The sequence below is a fragment of the Pseudomonas sp. TMW22089 genome (assembly GCF_022496645.1).
Classification (GTDB): domain Bacteria; phylum Pseudomonadota; class Gammaproteobacteria; order Pseudomonadales; family Pseudomonadaceae; genus Aquipseudomonas; species Aquipseudomonas paraversuta.
The window spans coordinates 42,469-57,984 of sequence record NZ_SCFG01000018.1 but is presented as its reverse complement, the minus strand read 5'-3'; the positions used below and the strand labels follow the sequence as shown (position 1 = coordinate 57,984).

At 60.7% G+C, this 15,516-nt stretch carries 15 protein-coding genes and 4 tRNA genes; 11 read left to right on the top strand and 8 right to left on the bottom strand.

Annotation, left to right across the window (positions count from 1 at the left end; genetic code table 11):
* Positions 1-115: 115 nt before the first annotated feature.
* The 7 genes from EQV90_RS16050 to gltX form a co-directional block, all read right to left on the bottom strand.
* Entirely contained in the window at positions 116-1,075 is a 960-nt protein-coding gene (locus EQV90_RS16050; RefSeq protein ID WP_240878394.1) for a tRNA-dihydrouridine synthase, read from the bottom strand.
* 73 nt (positions 1,076-1,148) lie between these two features.
* Complete coding sequence (locus EQV90_RS16045; protein WP_003447310.1) at positions 1,149-1,583, bottom strand: thioesterase family protein; 435 nt, start codon at positions 1,581-1,583, stop codon at positions 1,149-1,151.
* Between the two features lie 171 nt (positions 1,584-1,754).
* A tRNA-Glu gene (locus EQV90_RS16040) sits at positions 1,755-1,830 on the bottom strand.
* Positions 1,831-1,907: 77 nt separating this feature from the next.
* Positions 1,908-1,983, bottom strand: a tRNA-Ala gene (locus EQV90_RS16035).
* Between the two features lie 50 nt (positions 1,984-2,033).
* Positions 2,034-2,109 (bottom strand) — tRNA-Glu (locus EQV90_RS16030).
* A gap of 77 nt (positions 2,110-2,186) precedes the next feature.
* Positions 2,187-2,262: transfer RNA gene (locus tag EQV90_RS16025), tRNA-Ala, on the bottom strand.
* Between the two features lie 264 nt (positions 2,263-2,526).
* Complete coding sequence (gene gltX, locus EQV90_RS16020; protein WP_003447309.1) at positions 2,527-4,008, bottom strand: glutamate--tRNA ligase; 1,482 nt, start codon at positions 4,006-4,008, stop codon at positions 2,527-2,529.
* Between the two features lie 202 nt (positions 4,009-4,210).
* On the opposite strand from gltX, the gene EQV90_RS16015 reads away from it, so the two are divergent.
* From EQV90_RS16015 to EQV90_RS15965, 11 genes are all read left to right on the top strand, one after another.
* Entirely contained in the window at positions 4,211-5,161 is a 951-nt protein-coding gene (locus tag EQV90_RS16015; protein ID WP_003447308.1) for a 2-hydroxyacid dehydrogenase, read from the top strand.
* 21 nt (positions 5,162-5,182) lie between these two features.
* Entirely contained in the window at positions 5,183-6,508 is a 1,326-nt protein-coding gene (locus EQV90_RS16010; protein WP_003447307.1) for an Nramp family divalent metal transporter, read from the top strand.
* 115 nt (positions 6,509-6,623) lie between these two features.
* A complete protein-coding gene (locus EQV90_RS16005; protein WP_240878393.1) occupies positions 6,624-7,568 on the top strand; it encodes a siderophore-interacting protein in 945 nt (314 codons plus the stop codon).
* Between the two features lie 214 nt (positions 7,569-7,782).
* Positions 7,783-8,991 carry a PepSY domain-containing protein gene (locus EQV90_RS16000; RefSeq protein ID WP_003447303.1) on the top strand — a complete coding sequence of 403 codons (1,209 nt, stop codon included), beginning with the start codon at positions 7,783-7,785 and terminating at the stop codon, positions 8,989-8,991.
* Positions 8,988-9,530, top strand: coding sequence for a hypothetical protein (locus EQV90_RS15995; RefSeq protein ID WP_003447302.1), 543 nt, complete (start codon positions 8,988-8,990; stop codon positions 9,528-9,530). Before EQV90_RS16000 ends, EQV90_RS15995 begins: the two co-directional genes overlap by 4 nt.
* Positions 9,527-9,862, top strand: coding sequence for a hypothetical protein (locus tag EQV90_RS15990; RefSeq protein WP_003447300.1), 336 nt, complete (start codon positions 9,527-9,529; stop codon positions 9,860-9,862). The genes EQV90_RS15995 and EQV90_RS15990 overlap by 4 nt, the downstream gene beginning before the upstream one ends.
* Positions 9,859-10,413: a DUF6162 family protein gene (locus tag EQV90_RS15985; protein ID WP_010656150.1), complete on the top strand. Its 555-nt coding sequence runs from the start codon at positions 9,859-9,861 to the stop codon at positions 10,411-10,413. Before EQV90_RS15990 ends, EQV90_RS15985 begins: the two co-directional genes overlap by 4 nt.
* A gap of 26 nt (positions 10,414-10,439) precedes the next feature.
* Positions 10,440-11,372: a metal ABC transporter substrate-binding protein gene (locus EQV90_RS15980; protein WP_003447296.1), complete on the top strand. Its 933-nt coding sequence runs from the start codon at positions 10,440-10,442 to the stop codon at positions 11,370-11,372.
* The gene (locus EQV90_RS15975; RefSeq protein ID WP_003447281.1) at positions 11,369-12,121 is read left to right on the top strand and encodes a metal ABC transporter ATP-binding protein; all 753 of its coding nucleotides are present in this window, start codon (positions 11,369-11,371) and stop codon (positions 12,119-12,121) included. The genes EQV90_RS15980 and EQV90_RS15975 overlap by 4 nt, the downstream gene beginning before the upstream one ends.
* Complete coding sequence (locus EQV90_RS15970; RefSeq protein ID WP_003447279.1) at positions 12,121-13,020, top strand: metal ABC transporter permease; 900 nt, start codon at positions 12,121-12,123, stop codon at positions 13,018-13,020. The genes EQV90_RS15975 and EQV90_RS15970 overlap by 1 nt, the downstream gene beginning before the upstream one ends.
* A complete protein-coding gene (locus tag EQV90_RS15965; RefSeq protein WP_010656153.1) occupies positions 13,021-13,932 on the top strand; it encodes a zinc ABC transporter substrate-binding protein in 912 nt (303 codons plus the stop codon).
* Here the strand turns inward: EQV90_RS15965 and cycA are convergent.
* Positions 13,929-15,335, bottom strand: coding sequence for a D-serine/D-alanine/glycine transporter (gene cycA, locus EQV90_RS15960; protein WP_003447275.1), 1,407 nt, complete (start codon positions 15,333-15,335; stop codon positions 13,929-13,931). The genes EQV90_RS15965 and cycA overlap by 4 nt on opposite strands.
* Between the last annotated feature and the right edge of the window lie 181 nt (positions 15,336-15,516).

Below are 15,516 nucleotides of genomic sequence, written 5' to 3'. Positions count from 1 at the left end.
TCCTCCTGATTTCAGCGAGATTGGTTTACGCGACCCGCTTTCGGCATCGCGTACCCCATAGATAGGGACCGCCAAACGCATTTCAAGGGTTTTTTTTGAATTTTTTTTTGCCGTGTCAGGCAGCGTCCGAAGACGGGTTATTGACCAGATGCCTGACCTTTTCACAATCGGTTTCGCGGCGCATGGCATTGAACAGCACCATGGCTTCGGGGTAATTGCGGGTCAGCATGGCCAGCCATTGCTTAAGCCGCCCAGGGGCGGAACGCGGGGTCAACTGAGCCTCGGCCTGGGCCCAAAAGTCGCGAATCATGGGCTGCAGGTCGGCCCAGGTCATTTCGACCACCTCTTCACCGGCTTTTGCAGCAGCAATTTGCCGGGCCAGGTCGGGACGCGATACCAGTCCGCGACCGAGCATGATGTCCTCGGCCCCGCTGATTTCGCGGCAGCGGCGCCAGTCTTCAACCGACCAGATATCGCCATTGGCAAACACCGGCACCTTGACCGCGTCTTGCACCTGGGCAATGTATTCCCAGTGCGCTGGCGGCTTGTAGCCATCCATCTTGGTCCGGGCATGCACCACGATCTGGCTGGCGCCCCCTTCGGCCAGGGCAATCGCGCACTCATTGGCACTGTCAGGCGTATCGAAGCCCAGCCGCATCTTGGCCGTGACCGGGATATGCGCTGGCACCGTGCGCCGCACCTGCAACAAAATCGCATGTAGCAATTCGGGCTCTTTGAGCAATACTGCTCCGCCCCGGGACTTGTTCACGGTTTTGGCCGGGCAGCCGAAATTGAGGTCAATCACCCCTGATCCCAACTCACAGGCCAATGCCGCGTTATCCGCCAGACAGGCCGGATCAGAACCCAAAAGCTGCACACGCAGCGGCACGCCGGCGCGGGTTTTGGCGCCGTGCTGGAGTTCGGGGGCGAACTTGTGAAAGTACGCCTCTGGCAATACACGTTCGGTGACCCGGATAAATTCGGTGACGCACCAATCAATACCGCCGGTGCGGGTCAGGACATCACGCAGGATGTTGTCGACCAACCCCTCCATCGGCGCCAAAGCAATTTGCATGGGTGACTCTCATAAAAAACGTGCGGCAGTTTACGGGGTTCCGGGGCCAACGGGTATCAGGCTGTCGCCCTTGTCAGGCCGTTACGACCGCCGGGCCATAACCTTCCAGAAACTCGGGCGGCAGGCGCTTGGCCTTGCCGGTAGACAGTTCGATGCAGACAAAGGTGGTTTGTGCGCGCAGCAGGGTTACGCCGTCGCAAGGGCGCACCAGCTGAAAGTGCCGGGTCATGCGCAGGCGCTTGTCACAATCGACAATCCAGGTTGCCAGTTGCAACTCGTCACCTTCATAGGCGCTGGCCAGATAATCGATCTCATGGCGGGCCACGGCCATTGCCCGGTCGAGGCGACGATAGGCACTCAGGTCCAGCCCCAGACGCTGCGAATGCCGCCAGGCACAACGTTCCAGCCACACCACATAGGCAGCGTTATTGGCATGGCCAAACCCGTCAATATCGTCGGCCTGCACTTGCAGATCAATGATGAATGGCGTTGCCAGATCCCAACTCATGCCGTTTCTCCATACGCGAATGAAGGCCGCAGTGTAACGCACCCGGTCAGCACGAAGGCGCGGGCGGATACAGACGAAGGGAAAAGGTCGGAGTTTTGCCAAATCGCAGACAAACAAAAGGGCCATTCAATAACCGAATGACCCTTATAAATCCCGCAGAGCGGGTAATCGTGGCGTCCCCTAGGGGACTCGAACCCCTGTTACCGCCGTGAAAGGGCGGTGTCCTAGGCCACTAGACGAAGGGGACACAAACCCTTCTAACAGTGATCACTGCTGAGCAGTGATCGATTCAAGGCCGGTGTGGCCAGACCTTGAACTGTAAATTGGTGGAGCTAAACGGGATCGAACCGTTGACCTCCTGCATGCCATGCAGGCGCTCTCCCAGCTGAGCTATAGCCCCGATTTATCGCCTGGCGGCGGAGCAACACTTGCGTGATGCTTCTGTAAAACTGGCGTCCCCTAGGGGACTCGAACCCCTGTTACCGCCGTGAAAGGGCGGTGTCCTAGGCCACTAGACGAAGGGGACACAAACCTTCTAACACTGATCAGCGCTGAGTGCTGATCGATTCAATGCCGGTGTGGCCAGGCATTGAACTGTAAATTTGGTGGAGCTAAACGGGATCGAACCGTTGACCTCCTGCATGCCATGCAGGCGCTCTCCCAGCTGAGCTATAGCCCCAGACAGTCACTGTTACGTGTTGCTGTGTGGACGGGGCGCATATTAAGACTGGATGGGTAGGCTGTCAAACTTATTTTCAAACTTTTTTAAAAAAATTTGCCGTGAGAACAACCACTTACCCTTCTACCCCCGAAAACACGGCTCCTGAGAGTAAAACTTGTAGTCGCTGCCCCAGGCTGCGGTGGGTCAGCAGGACCACCACAGCACCGGAGGCTGCTGCGCAACCCGTCGCAGCCTGCGGCAGCCACCACAGATAACCCAGGATCAGCCAATCGCGTTAAACAGCTTTTCCCACTCTTTGTTTTCTTTCTTCGACACGCCGCCCAGCAGATCCAGCGCCTGGCGCAGACGGAAACGGGTCAGGTCCGGTCCCAGGATCTCCATGGCATCCAGTACCGACACCGAGCTGGCCTGGCCAGTGATCGAAGCGAACATCAGCGGCATCGCATCGCGCAGCTTCAGCCCCAGAGACTCGACCACCGCTTGAATACAGCCGGTAATCGGGTCTTTTTCCCACTGACGCAGGCTTTCGAGCTTCCACAGAATCAATTGCATCAACTGGCGCACTTGTTCGTTGGACAGCTTCTTGTGCTCAAACAGCTTGGCATCCAGCTGCAGGCCACCGGCGAAGAAGAACCCGGCCAATGGTGCGATCTGGCTGAAGGTTTCAACACGACCCTGCACCAGCGGCGCGATCTTCATCATGTACTCAGGATTCAACGCCCATTGCTGAACGCGGCTGGCAAACTCTTCCAGCGGCAGATCGCGCAACCACTGACCGTTGAGCCAGGACAGCTTCTCGACATCGAAGATCGGCCCGCCCAGCGAGACCCGGGACAGATCGAAGTTATCGACCATTTCCTGCAGCGAAAACTTCTCGCGCTCGTCCGGCATCGACCAGCCCATACGGCCCAGATAGTTGAGCATCGCTTCAGGCATGAAACCCATGCGCTCGTAGAACGTCACCGAAGTCGGGTTCTTGCGCTTGGACAGCTTGCTCTTGTCCGGGTTACGCAGCAGCGGCATGTAGCACAACTGCGGTTGCTCCCAGCCAAAGTACTCGTACAGCAGGATCAGCTTGGGAGCCGACGGCAGCCATTCTTCACCACGCAGCACGTGGGTGATGCCCATCAGGTGGTCATCCACCACGTTGGCCAGGAAGTACGTCGGCAGACCGTCGGTCTTCATCAGTACTTGCATGTCCATGCGATCCCACGGGATCTCGACGTCACCGCGCAGCAGGTCCGGAACCACGCATACACCTTCAGTCGGCACCTTCATGCGGATTACATGGGGTTCGCCGGCAGCCAGGCGGCTGGCCACTTCTTCTTTGGACAACAGCAACGCACGACCGTCGTAGCGCGGGGTTTCACCCTTGGCCATTTGCTCGGCGCGCATCTGGTCCAGTTCTTCGCTGGTGCAGAAGCACGGAAATGCGTGCCCCATGTCCACCAGCTGCTGGGTGTACTTCTGGTAGATCTCGCTGCGCTCGCTCTGCCGGTAAGGACCGTGGGGGCCGCCAACATCCGGGCCTTCGCTCCAGGTGATACCCAGCCAGCGCAAGGCGTCGTAGATCTGCTGCTCGGACTCGCGGGTCGAACGCAACTGGTCGGTATCTTCGATCCGCAGGATGAACTCGCCGCCATGCTGCTTGGCAAAGCAGTAGTTGAACAAAGCGATGTAAGCGGTGCCGACGTGGGGGTCGCCGGTAGGCGATGGCGCAATGCGCGTGCGAACGGTGGTCATGGGCGGTCTCGAAGTAGAGATAAAACAAAGGGCGAATGGTAACAGGCCGACCCTGCCCGGCTCCAGCGCGGGACTGACCGGTGACGCCACAGGGCGGAAAAAAGCGCGAATAGAGCCTTTGTATCGAATTGATACGGGGAAACCCCACCGGCAGGGGTGCTAATCTCGGCCCATCCTCGATCCCCCTGACTGGAGACGCCCAATGTCCCGAGTAGTACTGGTGCTGGTTGAAACGGTTAACGATTACCTGCCATTGCTCGAAAGCGAAGGTTTTGAGCTGATCCTTGCCCCCACTCCCCTCAGCCGCGCCGAAGCCATTGCCAGCCATGGGGCACGCATCGACGCAGTGCTGACCCGCGGCCCCCTGGGCTTGTCTGGCGAAGAGATGGCCGCCCTGCCCTTGCTCAAGATCATCTGCGTGATCGGCGCCGGCTATGAGCAAGTGGACTTGCAGGCTGCCAGTAACCGGGGAATCACCGTGACCAACGGCGCCGGGGCCAACGCCTCGTCGGTGGCCGACCATGCCATGGCGCTCCTGCTGTCACTGGTACGCGGCATCCCCCAGGCCGATGCCGGCATCCGTCGTGGCGAATGGAACAAACTGCGCTTGCCGTCCCTCGCCGGCAAGCGCATGGGCATCCTGGGGCTGGGCGCCGTAGGGCAAGCCATCGCCAAACGCGCCGCCAACGGTTTTGACATGAGTGTCAGCTACCACAACCGCCAGCCCCGCCCCGACACACCCTACACCTGGTGCGCCAGCCTGACCGAACTGGCCGGCGCCGTGGACTTCCTGATAGTGGCCACTCCGGGCGGCAGCGACACTCGGCATCTGGTCAACGGCCCGGTGCTCGATGCCCTGGGACCCGACGGCTACCTGATCAATATTTCCCGCGCCAGTGTCGTAGACACCGATGCCCTGATCGCTGCGCTGAGCAGCGGCCAAATTGCCGGGGCCGGGCTCGATGTATTCGATCACGAACCCCAGGTCCCGGATGCGTTCAAGACCTTGGGCAATGTGGTGATGACCCCGCACATGGGCGGTCAATCGCCAGAAGCGGCTAAAGGCACAGTGCAGATGGTCGTTAACAACCTGGTGGCATTTTTTTCCGGGCAACCGGTACTGACGCCCGTGGGCTTGCCCGCGCCTCTTTGACCATGACAGCGGAGCCCGCGCTTGAAATTCAGCCTGCCGAAAATCGCCACTGCGCCCTTCTGCCCTCCCGAGGTCAGCGGCAGCGTTCCCGTGGATGCCAGGGCGCCATTCTGGAAACGCGCATTGCGCTTTGCCGGCCCCGGGCTGCTGATCAGCATTGGCTACATGGACCCGGGCAACTGGGCCACCGCCATCGAGGCGGGCTCGCGTTACGGCTACAACTTGCTGTTCGTGGTCCTGCTGGCCAGCCTTGCAGGCATGGCGGTGCAGTGCCTGTGTTCACGGCTGGGCATCGCCACCGGCCGCGACCTGGCGCAACTGTGCCGCGAGCGCTATAGCAAGCGCTCGGCACGGGCCCAGTGGGTACTGGCAGAAATTTCAATCATCGCCACCGATCTGGCCGAAGTGCTCGGCTGTGCACTGGCCTTCCATTTACTGCTGGGCTGTTCGATGACCTTCGGCATCGCCCTCACCGCCTTCGACACCCTGTTGATCCTGGCCCTGCAAGGCAAAGGCTTCCGCCGCCTGGAAGCGATCATGCTGGCATTGGTGCTGACCATAGGCATGTGCTTTTTTGTCGAACTGCTGCTGATCAAACCTTACTGGCCGGACGTTTTCGAAGGTTTCAAACCGTCCCTGTCAGCGATCAGCGAGGCGGCACCGCTGTACATTGCGATCGGCATCATTGGCGCCACCGTCATGCCGCACAACCTGTACCTGCACAGTTCCATCGTGCAGACCCGCCTGACGGGCACCGATTACGCCAGCAAACTGGACGCCGTGCGCCTGTCGCGCATCGACACCATCGGCTCACTGGCCCTGGCGCTGCTGGTCAACGCCGCGATTCTGATCCTGGCCGCAGCGGCCTTTCACCAAACCGGCCACAGCGACGTGGTCGAGATCCAGGACGCCTACCGCATGCTCGACCCACTGGTGGGCGGCGCCATGGCCAGTGTCCTGTTCGGCGTGGCACTGCTGGCCTCCGGGCAAAGCTCGACCTTCACCGGCACCATCGCCGGCCAGGTCATCATGGAAGGGTATCTGGACTTGCGGATTCCCTGCTGGCAGCGCCGTTTGATCACCCGTGGCCTGGCACTGATCCCGGCATTTCTCGGGGTCTGGCTGATGGGGGACGACGCCGTTGGCAAACTGCTGATCCTCAGCCAGGTGGTACTCAGCCTGCAATTGCCGTTTGCCCTGTACCCGCTGATCCGCATGACCGGCGACGAGAAACTCATGGGGCCGTTCACCAACCGCCTGCCGACCCGGCTGCTGGCCTGGTTCCTGTTTGCCGTGATCAGTTGCGCCAATATCTGGCTGATCGCGCAGCTCAGCTTCGGGGCTTGAACAGCCCTCCTGCATCGCTGGCCAGTCTGCGATGCAGGCCACTCGATATCAGCCTTTAAATTGAGCGCAACACGGGTCGTTCTATCTAATGACTCCTGTTTATTTAGGCGCTGCCATGTCCGTTTCCACCACGCTGGTGCAATCCCTGCGTAAACGACTCAGTAAACCCGCCGGTTACCAGCTGTTCGATATCCGGCTCAAGTACAGCATTGCCTTGAGCCCTTCGCTCAAGCGCTTTGTGTTCAGCGGCAGCGATGTGGGGTTGATGCGCACGCTGGGGCCGGATCAACGGGTCAAGCTGTTTTTCCCGAGCGCCAATGGCACGCCCCCCAACCTGCCCAGACATGGCGACTGGCAAGCCGCACGGCGCCAAGCGAGTGCGCAGTGCGCTACACCAATGCGCACCTACACCATTCGCAATCTGCGCCCGGAAACCTGCGAGCTGGACATCGACTTCGTCCTGCACGGCGAAACCGGTCCCGCCTCGCGCTGGGCCACCCATGCAACACCCGGCGACCGCCTGCAAATCGTTGCTCCCAATGGAGCCTATGCCGCCGACCCCGGCGGTTATGAATGGCAGCCCCCAGAAGGCGTGCGCCAAGTGCTGTTGATCGGCGACGAAACCGCCTTGCCGGCGATTACCGGAATTCTCGAACAACTCGCCCTGAACCCGGACCCGCCCAAGGTGCAAGCCTTTATCGAGGTTCCCCAGGAGTCGGACTGCCAGCCCCTGTTGTGCGGCGCAAAGGCCAAAATCCACTGGCTGCCCCGCGCCAGCCTCGGCAAGCAGCACGGCGACGGCATGACCCTGGCTGCCCGCGAACTGGCCAGTTTGCCGCTGATCAGAACAAAACCCGGGGGCGAACTCGAAGAGCCCGACCTGACCACCCAGCTCCTGTGGGAACGGGCCAGCGCCAAACAGAGCGAGTTTTATGCCTGGGTCGCCGGTGAATCGGCAGCAGTGATGACGATCCGGCGGTTTTTCATTAATCAATGCGGGCTGGATCGCAAAAGCCTGACCTTGATGGGGTACTGGAAACTCGGACGCTCCCTGGAGTAACCCCCAAACACCTGTAGGAGCGAGCTTGCTCACGAGCTCTTCAGTGGCATTTACACGGCTCGCGAGCAAGCTCGCTGCTACAGGAAGAGGCCGGAGAAATAATTTATTACAACTCGGGGTTCGGGTTTTCCGCGGCTCATCCGTCCTACATGGATAAGCAATCGCTTCTCAATAGCGATCAAGTACCCGCCCAGCTGCGAGTTAGTCGTTTCCCATGTCCAAAAAATCCCGTTCAAAGCTCTGGTTCCTGGTCCACAGTTGGCTAACCCTGCCCATCTGGTTTTTTGTCCTGATTGTCTGTGTCACCGGCACCCTGGCCGTAGTCAGCCAGGAGATAGTGTGGCTGGCCACCCCTGAAGCCCGCGCCAGCCAACCGTCAGATGATGCGCCGCTGCTCACTTACGAGCAGATACTGAGCGCGATTCACCAGGCCGAACCGAAACTGGCAGTGCAGTCCATCAGCCGTCCCGATGAATCGCATTTCGCACTGGTGGCCGACGTGGTCTACCCGGACGGTCGCTCGCCTTCGCTGTACATCAACCCGTACACCGGCGCCATCCAGGGCGAAAGCCCGAGTTTCAACTTCAAACAATTCACCCGGGCCCTGCACGGCTGGTGGCTGGTGCCCTTTACCAATGGCTACAGCTGGGGCTGGTACCTGGTGTCGTTTCTCGGCCTGCCATTGCTGGCATCGCTGGTGACCGGGCTGGTGGTCTACAAGAAGTTCTGGAAAGGTTTTTTCAAACCCAATCTGCGCTTCAAACATGGGGCACGGATTTTCTGGGGCGACTTCCATCGCCTGTGCGGCGTCTGGTCGATCTGGTTTATTGCAGTGATTTCCATCACCGGCCTGTGGTTTCTGATTCAGGCCTTTCTGTTTGATAACCAGATCTCCATCTCCACGGAAGGCATCCCCCCCGTGGTGGCGCGCCAGGATGTGCCAATCATGGCCAACGGTCAGCCCGCACCGCAGATCAGCCTCGACCAGGCAGTGAAGATTGCCGCCGAAAAAATTCCCGGCTTCGAAGCCAGCTTTGTCAGCTTGCCGGGCAATGCCTACGGCCATATTGAAGTGGGCGGCCCGGGCTGGTATCCGCTGCTGTTCCAGACCGCCGAAATCAACCCGTACAACGGCGCGATTGAAGGCTCGCGGATGATCGCCGACCGCTCCGGCCTGGAACTGGTAACCGAGTCGATGCGGCCGCTGCACACCGGCGACTTCGGCGGCCTGTGGGTCAAACTGATCTGGTTCTTCTTCGGCCTGGTGCTGAGCATGATGGTGTTGAGCGGCCTGCTGATCTGGACCAAACGGACCGCACTGGCCACCGCCAACGCCCTTAAACGCAGCCATAAATCCCCGCGCCCGGCAGCAAGCCTGGCCGCCAGCCCCCATAAAAAACAACCCGCAGAGGCCAATGCATGAGCAAGACAGTGACTGCACAGCCCCCTTCCACCCTGAGCCGGCTGTGGCACAAATGGCGCTTTCACATAAACATCCTGCTGCTGTTGGTGCCGCTGGGGTTTATGCCCAAATACTTTGCCGATGCGTCGCTGTTCCGGGGTGACAGCGGCCTGGGCGAGCGTGACGTGGGCACGGTGCAGGTAGGGCCGTGGAGCCTGCAACTGGCTGAACTGCGCAATGAAGGCCCGCGCCCCGATGGCCCGGCAGGCTACATGAAGAGCTTTAACGCGGCGCTGAGCGACAGCTCCATCGATCAGGTCAAGGCTGCTTACCTGCGCATTGGCAAGCCGCGCAGCCTGCGGGCCGCCGGGGTGATTTTCTTCGGTACGCCGTATCGCATGGGCGCCACGCTGCCGATCCCCGAGCGGACCAGGGCCGACGCCGAGCTGTGGATCACCCTTGAAGGGTGGGACGGCTCGATGCATCAGGCATCCATTCCCCTGAGTCAGGCTTCCCCGGCAACCATGGCCTGGCTGGCCCAACGAGGTGCTAAACAATGAATTCGCGACTGTTCATACGCCCGGCCATGACAGCCGGGCTCCTGGCTTTGCTGGGCCTCAGCGGCCAGGCCCTGGCCCACAACCCGATGTGCGAGTGCAAAAGCGTCGAAGACGGGCAAATCCGCTGTACCGGCGGGTTTTCCGATGGCAGCGGCGCGCCGGGAGTGACCCTGGATGTGATCGGCTACGACGAGACCATCCTGGTACCGGGCAAGCTGGGGCCGGACTCGAGCATGACCTTCAAGCGCCCGGATGCCGAGTTTTACGTGCTGTTCGACGCGGGACCCGGGCACATCGTTGAAATCGATCAAGCCGATATCGAGACCCCATGACTACTCAAGTCGTACGCCCCGAAGGGGCCGGGCATGAAACCCTGTATGTGTTGCTCTTGTGCCTGCTGATTCTGGTCGTGGCCGGCTCAGTGGTGGCCTGGCGTCATGAATCCCTGGAAGTGACTGCAGTGGCCGCCCACCAGCTGGATGCGCGGCGGGATCTGAACGCCGCCGAACAGGGCATCTACGCCGACCTGCGAGTGACCCTGGACGAGATTCTGCTGCTCAGTGAAGAGTCCGGCGCCCTGGCACAACCCGAGCAACTGGGCGCAGAAGGCTTTGCGCCCTTTGCCATCGATGCCAGCTCCGTCAGCCGGGGCAGCCACGCCTGGCAATTGCTGGGGGATAAAGCCTATCTGGGCATCAGTCCCGACCCTGGGGTGGCGGGCTCGTTTTTGCTGCGTATAGGCACCGATCCGGATGTGTGGCTAAACCGCAATCCCGGCGCCAGCGCCCCGACCGACTTCAGCGATGCCGCCCTGAACCGCAGCGGCTGGCAGCAAGTGATCGCGCAGTTCGATGCCGGGGTTACTCGCCAGCATCGGCACTGAACCCACCGTTTTACCTGAGGCTTGTCATGTCCATTGCATCTGTTTTGCGCCGCCGCAGCCTGCTGCTGGCCGGCCTGTTGGCCTTTTGCATTACCCCCCTGGCAGCTGCCGACGCCCCGCTGGCCAAACCGCTGCGCATCGGCATCACCCTGCATCCCTACTACAGCTACGTGGCCAATATCGTCGGCGACAAGGCCGAAGTGGTGCCGCTGATTCCCGCCGGTTTCAACCCCCATGCCTACGAGCCCCGGGCCGAAGACATCAAACGCATCGGCACACTGGATGTGATTGTGCTCAATGGCGTGGGGCATGACGACTTCGCCGACCGCATGATTGCAGCCAGCGAAAAACCCCAGATCGCGGTCATCGAAGCCAACCAGAATGTGCCGCTGCTGGCCGCCACCGGCAACGCTGCGCGAGGCGCAGGCAAGGTGGTCAACCCCCACACCTTCCTCTCGATCAGCGCCTCGATTGCCCAGGTCAATAACATCGCCCGCGAACTGGGCAAGCTCGACCCGGCCAACGCCAAAACCTACACCGCCAATGCCCGCGCCTACGGCAAACGCCTGCGCCAGATGCGCGCTGACGCACTGGCCAAGCTGACCGAGGCACCCAACGCTGACTTGCGGGTGGCCACGGTGCACGCCGCCTATGACTACCTGCTGCGCGAATTCGGCCTTGAAGTCACCGCCGTGGTCGAACCGGCGCACGGCATCGAGCCAAGCCCCAGCCAACTGAAGAAAACCATCGATCAACTGCGGGAGCTGGATGTGAAAGTGATCTTCTCCGAGATGGATTTCCCGTCCAGCTATGTCGACACCATTCAACGCGAGTCCGGGGTCAGGCTGTACCCGCTGTCGCATATTTCCTATGGCGACTACAGCGCCGACAAGTACGAAAAAGAAATGACCGGCAACCTCGACACCGTGGTCAGGGCCATCCAGGAGGCCGGAGCATGAGTGCCGCCGAACACCTGAGTGTTACCGCCAGCGGGCCCGGAATCGAGTTTGATCAAGTGTCCCTGACCCTGGGGCGCACCCTGATCCTCGACCACGTCAGCTTCAGCATTCGCCCCGCCAGCGTGCATGCACTGGTCGGCCCCAACGGCGGTGGCAAAAGCTCACTGATCAAAACCCTGCTCGGGCAAATGCCGCACCAGGGCCGCCTGGGCCTGAACTGGCCCGGTGAGCCGGGGCTGATCGGCTACGTGCCCCAGGCACTGGAGTTTGATCGCGGCTTGCCGATGACCGTCGACGACTTTATGGCTGCCATGTGCCAGCGGCGCCCGGCCTTTATGGGACTGTCGCCCAAGGTCGCTCCGGCCATTGGCGAGGCACTGGAGCGAGTGGGCATGCAGGACAAGCGCAAGCGGCGCATGGGCGCGTTGTCCGGTGGTGAGCGCCAGCGCGTGTTGTTGGCCCAGGGGCTGATTCCGGCCCCGCAACTGCTGGTTCTGGATGAACCGATGTCGGCCCTGGATGAAGCCGGGGCCCAGGTCTTTGAACGCTTGCTGGCGCACTGGCGCGCCAGCGGGGTGACGGTGCTGTGGATCGAGCACGACCTGGCGGCCGTCAAGCGTCTGGCCGATCGCGTCACCGGGCTTAATCGCCAGGTGCTGTTCGATGGCCCACCGGAACAAACCCTCAGCCCGGAGCGCTTGCTGAGCCTGTTTTCGACCCATCCGGCAACCCGCGGGAGCACCCTTTGATGAGCTACGAAGCATTCCGTGTGATGGTTCAGGGCTGGGCTTCGGCCGGGTATCTGCCAGAGGTTCTGGCCTACGGTTTTGTGGTCAACGCCGTGCTTGCCGGGTTGCTGATCGGCCCGGTGCTGGGCGGCCTCGGTACGCTGGTGGTGGTCAAGCGTTTCGCCTTTTTCTCCGAAGCCGTAGGCCATGCTGCGCTGACGGGGGTGGCCATCGGCATATTGCTCGGCGAACCCTATACCGGCCCTTATGGCAGCCTGTTCGGCTATTGCCTGCTGTTCGGCATTTCACTCAATTACCTGCGCAACCGCACCGGCCTGGCCCCCGACACGCTGATCGGGGTGTTCCTCTCGGTGTCCCTGGCACTGGGTGCCAGCCTGCTGCTGATTCTGGCGGGCAAGATCAACGTGCACATCCTCGAAAACGTGTTGTTTGGCTCGGTATTGACGGTCAACGGCAACGACCTGCTGGTGCTGGCCATAGTCGGCGCGCTGGTTCTTGGCCTGAGTCTGACGCTGTACAACCGCATCATGCTCGCCAGTTTCAACCCGCAACTGGCTGCCGTGCGCGGGGTGGCGGTCAAGACCCTGGACTATCTGTTCGTGATTCTTGTGACCCTGATTACCGTCGCGGCGGTCAAGGTGATCGGGGCCATTCTGGTAGGCGCCCTGCTGGTGATTCCGGCGGCGGCGGCACGCTTGCTCAGCCAGTCACTGAAAGGCTTTTTCTGGATTTCGGTGTTGATCGCAACCCTCAGTACCTTGTGCGGCATCTTGCTGCCCATCGTGTTCGACCTGCCCATTCCGTCCGGCGCCGCGATCATTCTGGTGGCCGGTATTGCTTTCGCCCTGGCAGCCATCGCCCGTGGCGTGGTACCCAGCCTGAAAGGGAATATTGGATAAATGTCTAGCCTACGCAAACTGACTCTGGCACTGGCCATCACCGGCCTGCTCAGCACCCCGCTGCAGGCGGCCGACACGAGCGGCGCGCCGCTGCGAATCCTCGCCAGCCTGCCGATTACCTACGGGCTGGGCCAACTGCTGGTCAAGGACAGCAACATCGCCCTGGAACGGGCGGCGGCGGCCAACTTGCCCGGCAGTCGCCAAAGCGCTTACTTCAGCGGTCGCGGCGCATCGGCCCTGCACCAGCTGGCGCTCAATGCCGATGCGGTGATCGGTCTGCGCTCGGTGTGGAGCGACGACCCGCTCTACCCCATGGCGCGGCGCAGCAATATCCGCATCGTTGAGGTCGACGCCGCCCGCCCGGTGGATGGCAGCCTGCCAGGCATCGCCCTGCAGCCGGGCAACCACCCCGACGGGCTGAACAGTCAGCCCTGGCTGGCCAGTAACAATATGGGACGAATGGCTGACGTGATCGCGGCAGACCTGGTGCGCCTGGCGCCGTCCGCCAAAGGGCAAATTGAAGCCAATCTGGCGAGCCTCAAACAGCGTCTGCTCAAACTCAGCGCCGATAGCGAAGCCAGACTGGCCGGGGCCGACAACTTGAGCGTGGTGAGCTTGTCGGACCGCCTGGACTACTTGATTGGCGGGCTCAACCTGGAGCGTGTCGAGGTACACCACAAAGGCGATGAGCCATGGACGCCCGAGGCACTCAAGGCCTTGAGCCAGACCCTTGAGGACAATGACGTAGCCCTGGTACTGGACCACCGCCCGGCGTCCGCAGCGTTGCAGGCTGCGGTGACCGAAGGCGGCAGTGAACTGGTGGTGGTCAGCGCCGATGGCGCCGATCCAGTGGCGGAACTGCAAGGCAACATCGACGCAATTGTGAAAGTACTGACAACAACTACAGACTAGCGGTCCTGGGTCAGCATCTTGTTGCGCCGTACTGAGCGGTAGGCCAGGCCCAGTACCACAAACCATACCGGTACCATATACAGCGCCTGCCGGGTGTCGTCCTCAAGGGCCAGCAGTACCAGGATGAAGACAAAGAAGGTCAGGCAAACCCAGACCATCAACTTGCCGCCCGGCATTTTGTAGCGCGATGCCTGGTGCAGGTGATCGCTTTTTTTGCGGTACGCCAGGTAGGACAGCAGGATCATGGTCCAGACAAACATGAACAGGGTCGCCGAGACGGTGGTGATCAAGGTGAACGCGTCCATCAGGTTCGGCACCAGATAGATCACCAGCGCACCCGCCAGCAAACAGATGCAGGAAAAGATCAGACCGTTGGAGGGCACTGCCCGTCGGGAAAGATTTTTAAACTTGCTCGGCGCTTCGCCCTCCAGCGCCAGGCCGAACAGCATGCGACTGGTGGAGAACACCCCGCTGTTGGCCGATGAAGCCGCAGAGGTCAGTACCACAAAGTTGATGATGCCAGCGGCTGCAGGCAGGCCGGCGAGCATGAAGAGTTCGACGAAGGGGCTTTTGTTGGCGACCACATCGCGCCAGGGGGTAACGGCCAGGATCGCAATCAGCGCGAACACATAAAACATGATGATGCGCAGCGGAATTGAGTTGATCGCCCGTGGCAGGTTGCGTTCAGGGTTCTTGGTTTCGGCGGCAGTTGTACCCACCAGCTCGATACCGACAAAAGCAAAGACTGCAATCTGAAACCCGGCAAAAAAGCCCATCAGGCCATGGGGGAACATGCCGCCGTCATTCCACAGGTTGGCCACCGAGGCGGTGTTGCCGGTCGGCGACTGGAAAGCGGTAACCACCATGTACAGGCCGGTGCAGACCAGCGCGCAAATGGCCACGATCTTGATCATGGCAAACCAGAACTCCAGTTCACCGAACATTTTCACCGTGATCAAATTCAACGACAGCAGCAGCGCCACGCAAGCGATGGCCGGTAACCACAGCGGTATGTCCGGGAACCAGAACTGGGTATAGCCGGAAATCGCAATCACATCGGCAATGCCTGTCACGATCCAGCAAAACCAGTATGTCCAGCCGGTGAAATAGCCGGCCCTGGGGCCCAGCAGGTCGGCCGAAAAATCAATGAAGGACTTGTAATTGAGGTTGGATAGCAGCAGTTCGCCCATGGCGCGCATGACGAAAAACAGCATGAAGCCGATGATCATATAAACAAAAATGATCGAGGGGCCGGCCAGGCTGATGGTTTTACCCGAGCCCATGAACAGGCCGGTGCCGATGGCACCGCCAATGGCGATCAGTTGGATATGACGATTGGACAGACTGCGTTTGAGTTCAGGCTCCTCCCCGTCCGGTCGGTGATTCAGCGTTGAATCCTTCATTGTTTTTCTACCTTGAGTTCTTGGTCTTTTACGGGGTCCGCAAACCGGATAAACACGATGTTTATCGGCCTGAAAGAAGGGCTGAGAGCATGCTGTGGCAGCGTCTGAAACACTGCACAAGCGCCTGTTAAAGCGCTGTCCCGGGCGTTTATTGGAGGGAGGGATCGTTCCAGAAAAATCG

What these genes read in the sequence shown, in the direction of transcription:
- EQV90_RS16050 (WP_240878394.1), bottom strand. Translation starts at nt 1,075, where the DNA reads ATGCAAATTGCTTTGGCGCCGATGGAGGGGTTGGTCGACAACATCCTG.
- EQV90_RS16045 (WP_003447310.1), bottom strand. Translation starts at nt 1,583, where the DNA reads ATGAGTTGGGATCTGGCAACGCCATTCATCATTGATCTGCAAGTGCAG.
- gltX (WP_003447309.1), bottom strand. Translation starts at nt 4,008, where the DNA reads ATGACCACCGTTCGCACGCGCATTGCGCCATCGCCTACCGGCGACCCC.
- EQV90_RS16015 (WP_003447308.1), top strand. Translation starts at nt 4,211, where the DNA reads ATGTCCCGAGTAGTACTGGTGCTGGTTGAAACGGTTAACGATTACCTG.
- EQV90_RS16005 (WP_240878393.1), top strand. Translation starts at nt 6,624, where the DNA reads ATGTCCGTTTCCACCACGCTGGTGCAATCCCTGCGTAAACGACTCAGT.
- EQV90_RS16000 (WP_003447303.1), top strand. Translation starts at nt 7,783, where the DNA reads ATGTCCAAAAAATCCCGTTCAAAGCTCTGGTTCCTGGTCCACAGTTGG.
- EQV90_RS15995 (WP_003447302.1), top strand. Translation starts at nt 8,988, where the DNA reads ATGAGCAAGACAGTGACTGCACAGCCCCCTTCCACCCTGAGCCGGCTG.
- EQV90_RS15990 (WP_003447300.1), top strand. Translation starts at nt 9,527, where the DNA reads ATGAATTCGCGACTGTTCATACGCCCGGCCATGACAGCCGGGCTCCTG.
- EQV90_RS15985 (WP_010656150.1), top strand. Translation starts at nt 9,859, where the DNA reads ATGACTACTCAAGTCGTACGCCCCGAAGGGGCCGGGCATGAAACCCTG.
- EQV90_RS15980 (WP_003447296.1), top strand. Translation starts at nt 10,440, where the DNA reads ATGTCCATTGCATCTGTTTTGCGCCGCCGCAGCCTGCTGCTGGCCGGC.
- EQV90_RS15975 (WP_003447281.1), top strand. Translation starts at nt 11,369, where the DNA reads ATGAGTGCCGCCGAACACCTGAGTGTTACCGCCAGCGGGCCCGGAATC.
- EQV90_RS15970 (WP_003447279.1), top strand. Translation starts at nt 12,121, where the DNA reads ATGAGCTACGAAGCATTCCGTGTGATGGTTCAGGGCTGGGCTTCGGCC.
- EQV90_RS15965 (WP_010656153.1), top strand. Translation starts at nt 13,021, where the DNA reads ATGTCTAGCCTACGCAAACTGACTCTGGCACTGGCCATCACCGGCCTG.
- cycA (WP_003447275.1), bottom strand. Translation starts at nt 15,335, where the DNA reads ATGAAGGATTCAACGCTGAATCACCGACCGGACGGGGAGGAGCCTGAA.